Annotated in this window: 6 protein-coding genes; 4 read left to right on the top strand and 2 right to left on the bottom strand. The window is 71.6% G+C overall.

The window, feature by feature from the left end; genetic code table 11:
- From ASD11_RS18410 to ASD11_RS14775, 3 genes are all read left to right on the top strand, one after another.
- Positions 1 to 386 (top strand): hypothetical protein (locus ASD11_RS18410; protein WP_162246501.1); only part of this gene is annotated, 386 nt, incomplete at its 5' end.
- A gap of 44 nt (positions 387 to 430) precedes the next feature.
- A complete protein-coding gene (locus ASD11_RS14780; protein ID WP_056289263.1) occupies positions 431 to 937 on the top strand; it encodes a hypothetical protein in 507 nt (168 codons plus the stop codon).
- A gap of 260 nt (positions 938 to 1,197) precedes the next feature.
- Complete coding sequence (locus ASD11_RS14775; protein WP_056289259.1) at positions 1,198 to 1,545, top strand: hypothetical protein; 348 nt, start codon at positions 1,198 to 1,200, stop codon at positions 1,543 to 1,545.
- Between the two features lie 31 nt (positions 1,546 to 1,576).
- Here ASD11_RS14775 and aqpZ read toward each other — a convergent pair whose 3' ends face one another.
- Positions 1,577 to 2,287 carry an aquaporin Z gene (gene aqpZ / locus ASD11_RS14770; RefSeq protein ID WP_056289257.1) on the bottom strand — a complete coding sequence of 237 codons (711 nt, stop codon included), beginning with the start codon at positions 2,285 to 2,287 and terminating at the stop codon, positions 1,577 to 1,579.
- A gap of 121 nt (positions 2,288 to 2,408) precedes the next feature.
- Positions 2,409 to 4,166, bottom strand: coding sequence for an alpha/beta fold hydrolase (locus ASD11_RS14765; protein WP_056289256.1), 1,758 nt, complete (start codon positions 4,164 to 4,166; stop codon positions 2,409 to 2,411).
- A 226-nt stretch (positions 4,167 to 4,392) separates the two neighbouring features.
- Here ASD11_RS14765 and ASD11_RS14760 point away from each other — a divergent pair, with 226 nt between their 5' ends.
- On the top strand, positions 4,393 to 6,534 hold the full coding sequence (locus tag ASD11_RS14760) for a DEAD/DEAH box helicase (RefSeq protein WP_056289253.1): 2,142 nt from the start codon (positions 4,393 to 4,395) through the stop codon (positions 6,532 to 6,534).
- The last annotated feature ends 124 nt before the right edge of the window (positions 6,535 to 6,658 follow it).

Raw genomic sequence — 6,658 nt, 5'->3', positions numbered from 1 at the left:
CCCGCCTGGGGGGCCGACATCAGCCGTCTCTCGGCACCGACCCCGCCGATCAGGCGTTCGGAGGGACGAGGATCCGTGCCGACTCGCAGGCCGACTTCGATCTCCGTGACGTGAAGCGCGATGTCGCGCTCAATCACGGCTCCTACTTCCGTGACCCCCGACAGCTCGACAGCGCGGGCGCCGACGCACCTGCCGCGAACGCGCTCATCAACAGCGCTCGGGTCGTGGCGGGGCAGGAGGTGGAGCGCGTCGACGGACGCGACGGCAGCTCCGGTTGGTGGACGAGGCTCATGGCTGAGGCGACTGTCGAGGAGGGGATGGACATCGTCAGGCATGGGGGACCGATCCCTGCGGCGATCTCAAGGCTGGTGCCTGTCCCGTGGTGAGAGGGCGCCGAGCCACGAGGTCGCTTCTTCCGGTCCTGCTCCTGATGCTCGGGCTGACGGGTTGTCGCTCGGACTCCGGCTTCGGGCCCGACCTCAGCGCGGCCGAGGCAGACGAGCTCAAGACCGAGACCCTGGCGACCCAGGAGCGAGTGGTGAAGGTTGCCATGGACGAGCTGGGAGGCATCGACCGGCGGAACGGTCGCACGGTGGTTGCTGTGCGGTGCAGCGACCTTGCCGACCGGCGGTACGTGAGTCTCGAGGTTCGGGGAAGCTTCGTCGTCGAGAACCACAGGGTCCCGGAGGTTGCAGCCGCCGTGACGAGGACCTGGCGCAAGGAGGGTTGGGACGTCGAACCTTTCGATGGTTTCGGACTCGTCTTCAGAACGGAGCCGCTCCATGGCATCAGGCGGAACGGGTCAGCCTCCCTGCAAGATCTTCGCGACGATCCGAGCGGGTTGGCGACCGGTGTCGGTGTCGTCGTCGGCACGGGCTGTTTTGCCATCCCCGACTCCCTCGTCGAGTCCGGCTGGCCCCGAGGATCGGATCCGTGAGGCGTGTCATGCAGGCTCATGAGGATTCGGCGCCCGGGGTGGCCATGAGGCGCGGCAGGAACGTGGCGCGTCCTTGCAGCTTGAGCCCTGACTGCGTCGACGCGGCCGGGAGCGGTGACGTGGCGTCTGTCCATGACCCGATGCGGACGAAGGACGGACGCGTAGTCACCGCGCGTCCTGTCAGGCCGCGTGGGAGGTGTTGACCAGGTCATACAGGCACTTTGATCAAATCATCCTGTGGTGAAAAGCGAGGAGTCGTGATGACGTTCGGTGTCCTGCTTCCCGTCATTCACCAGGCGTGCGTCACGTGGGACGGCCAGGCCGAGTGCCTCCGGGCTGGCGAACGCCGGCTCCAGGACGCTCGGGGCGCGGCCGACTCGCTAGGGCCACGGGTCTCGGGAGCGGCGCAGGCGTACCTGGCCACGTGGTGCGCCGAGGTCTCGGGACTCGCAGACCAGGCCCAGGCGCGCAGCGACGGACTAGCCAGGTTCGCCGTCGGGGTGGTCTGGGCCGACCAGGCCGCGGCCGACGCCGTCCGGTCCGTCCTGCCCTGGGACGACCGGTTGACCGTCCTCGAGCTGCCGGGAGGCGGAGCCGCCGGATCGTAGCTTTACGCCCGTGAAGTGAGCGGCGGGCCGGTCAGTCATCGTCGCGACCGAGCAGGGCGTCGTGCAGGAGGCCGGCCACCAGGGCGCCGACCACGGGCGCCACGACGAAGGCCCACTGCTGGACGATGACGTCGCCGCCGGCGAACCAGGAGACCCCCAAGGAGCGGGCGGGGTTCACCGAGGTGTTGCTGATGGGGATGCTCACGAGGTGGACGAGCGTGAGGCCGAGACCGATGGTCAGTCCGCTGAAGCCCACCGCGGCCCGCCGCGCCGAGGCCCCCAGGATGATGAGGAGGAAGACGGCCGTGAGCAGGGCCTCGACCGCGAGCACCGACCAGAGGTCGTAGCCCTGCGGGGAGTGCTCCCCGTACCCGTTGGTGGCGAAGGCGCCCTTCGCCGAGAAGCCGTCCTTGCCGCGAGCGACGAGCAGGAGCACGAGACCCGCGAGGCTGGCGCCCGCCACCTGGACCACCGCGTAGCCGGGGACGTCCTTCCAGGAGAAGCGTCCGGCGGCGGCCAGTCCCACGGAGACCGCGGGGTTGAAGTGACCGCCCGAGACCGGGCCGAAGGCGTAGGCGCCGGTGAGGACAGTGAGGCCGAAGGCCAGGGCCACGCCGAGGTAGCCGACCTGGTCGCCCGCGAAGATGGCGGTGCCGCAACCGCCGAGGACGAGCCAGAAGGTTCCGAGGGCCTCGGCGCCGAGCTTCTGGGCCGTGGCGGGAGGGGCGGGATGAGTGCTCATGGAAGAACGGTAGAGCAGATGGCTGCAGCATCTCGGTACCGGATCGGCGCGAGTCGGCACTGAGTCGGTCCCAGGACGAGGCCCACGCCTGTGCGCGCGGCCGACCTGGCCCCTGGTGGGGTCACGGCTCGAGGCGCTCCTGCGTCCAGTCCAGGAGCTGGGGCAGCAGCGCCGACCCCTTCTCGACGAGCGTCGCGTGGTCGAGGCCCTTGTACGTCCGGTAGTCGACGGCGTGTCCGGCGGCGCGCAGCCGCTTCACGTAGGCCGCCTGGACGCCGGGGCGCACGAGGTCGTCGCGGGCCCCCTGCGCCACGAGCAGGGGCGAGGGGCCGGGGTCGGTCGGCGTGTTCTCCCGCAGCCGATCACCCCAGGCGCCCTGGCCGGGCTCCTCGGCCAGGACGGCCTGGTTCTTGACCGAGAGCGCCGTGATCACGGACGCGAACGTGCCGGGCTCGGAGGGACAGCGCTGTGCGATCTCGGCCACCAGGGGGACGGCCGCGGGTCGGAGCACGTCGGTCCGGCGCACGTCGGGGTAGAGATCGGCGAACGCCGTGACGACGTAGGCCACGAAGAGCGTCCCGGCGTCGGTGTCGGCGAGGTCGCGCACGACCGGCACGAGGTCGGCGGCGGGTGCCATGGCGGCTGTGCCGCTCAGCGGGACGTCGGGCGCGTACGAGGGCTGGAGCTGGCTGGTCCACAGGGCCGCGCCGCCGCCCTGCGAGTGGCCCCAGACCACGGTGCGGTCCGAGAGCGTGCTGGTGGTCCGGTCCGAGGCGGTGAGGCGGCGGGCTGCGCGGACGGCGTCGAGCACGCTGTGGGCCTCGCCACGGCCCACGAGGTAGGGCTGGGTACCGGCGGTCCCGAGCCCCGCGTAGTCCGTGGCAACGACGGCCCAGCCGCGCTCCACCACGGTGGGCATCATCTCAGGGAAGCCCCCTGCGGAGAAGGGTTCGTCGAGCAGGCTCGGCGCGCACTGTCGGGTCATCCCGGTGGTCCCGTGCGCCCAGGCCACGACGGGGTGGTCGCCGCTCGAGCGCGGCAGGACGACCAGGGCGCTCGCGACGGTGGGCCGGTCGAGGAGGTCGCGCGTGCGGTAGAGGATGCGCCAGCCCTCGGCGCCCGACGGGACCTGCCGCGTGAACCGCTCGGCCCGCAGCAGCTCACCCGCAGGTCCGGTGGCGGCCGCCTCGGCCGGGGCGCTGTAGAACCGACCGGGCGGCGTCGACTCCCGCAGGACGACGCTCGACCACAGCAGCAGGAGCGTCATGGAGAAGGCCACGACCGCCCACACCACCCGGAGGGAGCGGCGGAGCGGGTCGGGCTCGGACCGGACGCGGTCGGGGTCGCGGTGCCGGGCGAGGTCGAGCAGCGTGGAGACGCCCAGCACGGTGAGGCGGATCGAGAAGACGAGCGCGATCGTGACGAGGGTGACGTCGGGCCACGTGAGGGCCACGACACCCAGCACGACCTCGGCCGACCCGAGCAGTCCTGCGGCCACGCGCGAACCGGTGGTGCCGCTGCGGACCTGGGCCACTCTGGCGGCACCGGTGACCAGGAGCCCGGCCGCGACGACCGTGCCGATCCAGCCGAGCGACGAGTCGGGCTGCAGCAGCACCGCGGCCCCGGCCGCGACGGCGAGCAGGCCCGCCAGGCGGCGAAGGAGCGAGGCGTCGCGACGGGCGAGCTCGAGCACGCCCCAGAGCGCCGCGCCGACGCCGACGGCCCAGCCGAGCACCTCGAGGGCGGAGAGCGGGCGCGGGAGGAGCGTCAGACCCGCCCCGACGAGCACGACACCGAGCGCGACCCGCGACCAGTCCGGCCAGTCCTGGACGCGCCGTCTGACGAGGCGTCCGGGCCACAGGCGGAGGGTCGCTGACATGGGTCAATCTTGGCCGACGGTCTCGCCGCCGCGCCCACCGTGTGGGCCTTCGACTGCCGAGGACACCCCGGGGGAGTACGCTTGACGTGGCTCACCGCCTCGATCGCCCCGGTTCCCAGCAGGGACTTCCTCCCGGACCCTCGAGCACACCCCGAGCCTCGTCACCAGGCCAGGCAGCTGGCCCCAGGTCATCGACCTGTTCTCTCGTGCACCCGTAGGAAGCCTCTTGGCCACACGTACCCGCCGCCCGCAGGGCGGCAACCGCCGCAAACGTCATGACGACGAGACCGGCATCATGCCCGTCCTCGCGCGCTCCGTCCGCGAGGTCGAGCAGGCCGTCGAGCGCGGACGCGTCACCGTCTCCACCCGCAACACCTTCCAGGCCGTCGGCCTCCTCGTCCGCGAGGAGCGCGCCCGCGCCAAGGCCGACGCCACGGTGTCGGAGCAGGAGCGCGGTGAGCACCTGAAGCGCCTCGACGGCGTGGCCACCATCCTGGCCAAGACCGCCACGCGGGAGCCGAGCCTCCTCACGCTCCTGGTCGACAACGCCGAGATCTCCGGCCCCACGCTCGCGCTCAAGCGCGACCTGCAGATCGCTGCGGGCCTCATCGACGCCTCGGTGCCCGAGGCACCCGCACCCAGGCCTGCCGGCACCACCGGCGAGGACCGCAGCGTGGCCCCGCCCCGCTCGGTCGTCGCGGCGCAGCTGGCCAACCCCTTCATGCCGCCGGACTTCTCGGTCGCACCGCCGCCGCCCCCGGGCGCGAGCCGCCTCGACACGTGGGAGCTCCTGGGCCCTCTGCTGTCGTCGTTCGAGCGCGCTCCCGCCGGTGCCCCGGCCTGCATGGAGCTGCCCGAGCCCACCACCCTCCACACCCCGAGCGGCATCGACCTCATGCGCCACCAGGCGCAGCTGGTGGCCGAGGCCGCCGAGGGGCACCGCACGTTCCTCCTGGCCGACGAGCCCGGCCTGGGCAAGACTGCGCAGTCGCTGCTCGCGGCCGAGGGCGCCAACGCCTTCCCGCTGCTCGTCGTGGTGCCCAACGTGGTCAAGGCCAACTGGGCGCGCGAGGCGGCCCAGTGGGTGCCGCGCCGCACGGCCACTGTCATCCACGGCAACGGTGACGACATCGACGGGTTCGCCGACATCGTCGTCATCAACTACGAGATCCTCGACCGGCACGCCGCCTGGCTCGGTCAGCACGGCTTCCGTGGCATGGTGCTCGACGAGGCCCACTTCATCAAGAACACGTCGTCGCAGCGTTCGCGCCACGTCCTGCACATCGCCGACAAGATCCGTGAGCGCTCGGCCCGTCCGCTCCTCATGGCCCTCACCGGCACGCCGCTCATCAACGACGTCGAGGACTTCCGCGCCATCTGGCAGTTCCTCGGCTGGATCGACGAGAAGAAGCCCAAGGCCGAGCTCATGAACGCGCTCGACGCCACCGGCCTCACCCCGCTCGACCACGGCTTCTTCGGCGCGGCCCGCCAGGCCGTCATCGACCTCGGCATCGTGCGCCGCCGCAAGGTCGACGTCGCCGCCGACATCCCGGCCCGCCGCATCGCCGACCTGCCCGTCGACCTCGACGGGGAGGCCGGTCGCTCCATCCGTGAGGCCGAGCGTGAGCTCGTCGCCCGTCTGCTCGCTCGCTACGACCGGGCGCTCGCCGCCCGCGCCGAGGCCCGCATCCCCACCAAGGGAGAGGGTGTCGGTGCCGATGGCATCGATCACGAGCTCGTGCGCCGCGCCGCCAGCGTGGAGCGCGAGGAGAACGACGAGAAGACCGGCGAGAACGTGTTCTCCATGGTCCGGCGCATCGGTCAGGCCAAGGCCGGCCTGGCCGCCGACTACACCGCCCAGCTCGCGCACAGCGTGGGCAAGGTCGTGTTCTTCGCGAAGCACCTCGACGTCATGGACATCGCGGAGGAGACCTTCGCCGCGCGCGGCCTGAAGTCGGTCTCCATCCGTGGCGACCAGACGGCCGCGGCCCGCAAGGCCGCCATCGAGTCGTTCCAGAACGACCCTGAGACGGCCGTCATCGTCTGCTCGCTCTCGGCGGCCGGCGTGGGCATCAACCTGCAGGTGGCGTCCAACGTGGTGCTCTCCGAGCTCTCCTGGACCGACGCCGAGCAGATGCAGGCCATCGACCGCGTGCACCGCATCGGTCAGGCCGAGCCCGTCACCGCATGGCGCATCATCGCCGCGCAGACCATCGACAGCCGCATCGTCGAGCTCATCGACAGCAAGGCCGGCCTCGCGGCTCGCGCCCTCGACGGCATCGACGTCGAGATCGACGAGACCGACGTCCAGCTCGAGGCGCTCGTGGGCATGCTCACCGACGCCGTCCGCGACCGCAACGCCGACTGACCCCCAGGACGGTTTACCACGGTATGTCGGTAAACCGTCCTCACCTCGGCAACCCGACCCATCCCTACGGAAGCTTCCGTAGGGATGGGTCAGGTTACCGACATACCGTGGTAAACCGACTTGG

This window comes from Aeromicrobium sp. Root495, from assembly GCF_001426755.1.
Taxonomy (GTDB): Bacteria; Actinomycetota; Actinomycetes; order Propionibacteriales; family Nocardioidaceae; genus Aeromicrobium.
Note: the sequence above shows the minus strand (reverse complement) of the source record. Positions and strands in the feature narration are given on the sequence as shown.

Bases quoted from the DNA above. Each gene is read 5' to 3' on its own strand.
- ASD11_RS14780 (WP_056289263.1), top strand. From the start codon at position 431: ATGCTCGGGCTGACGGGTTGTCGCTCGGACTCCGGCTTCGGGCCCGAC.
- aqpZ (WP_056289257.1), bottom strand. From the start codon at position 2,287: ATGAGCACTCATCCCGCCCCTCCCGCCACGGCCCAGAAGCTCGGCGCC.
- ASD11_RS14765 (WP_056289256.1), bottom strand. From the start codon at position 4,166: ATGTCAGCGACCCTCCGCCTGTGGCCCGGACGCCTCGTCAGACGGCGC.
- ASD11_RS14775 (WP_056289259.1), top strand. From the start codon at position 1,198: ATGACGTTCGGTGTCCTGCTTCCCGTCATTCACCAGGCGTGCGTCACG.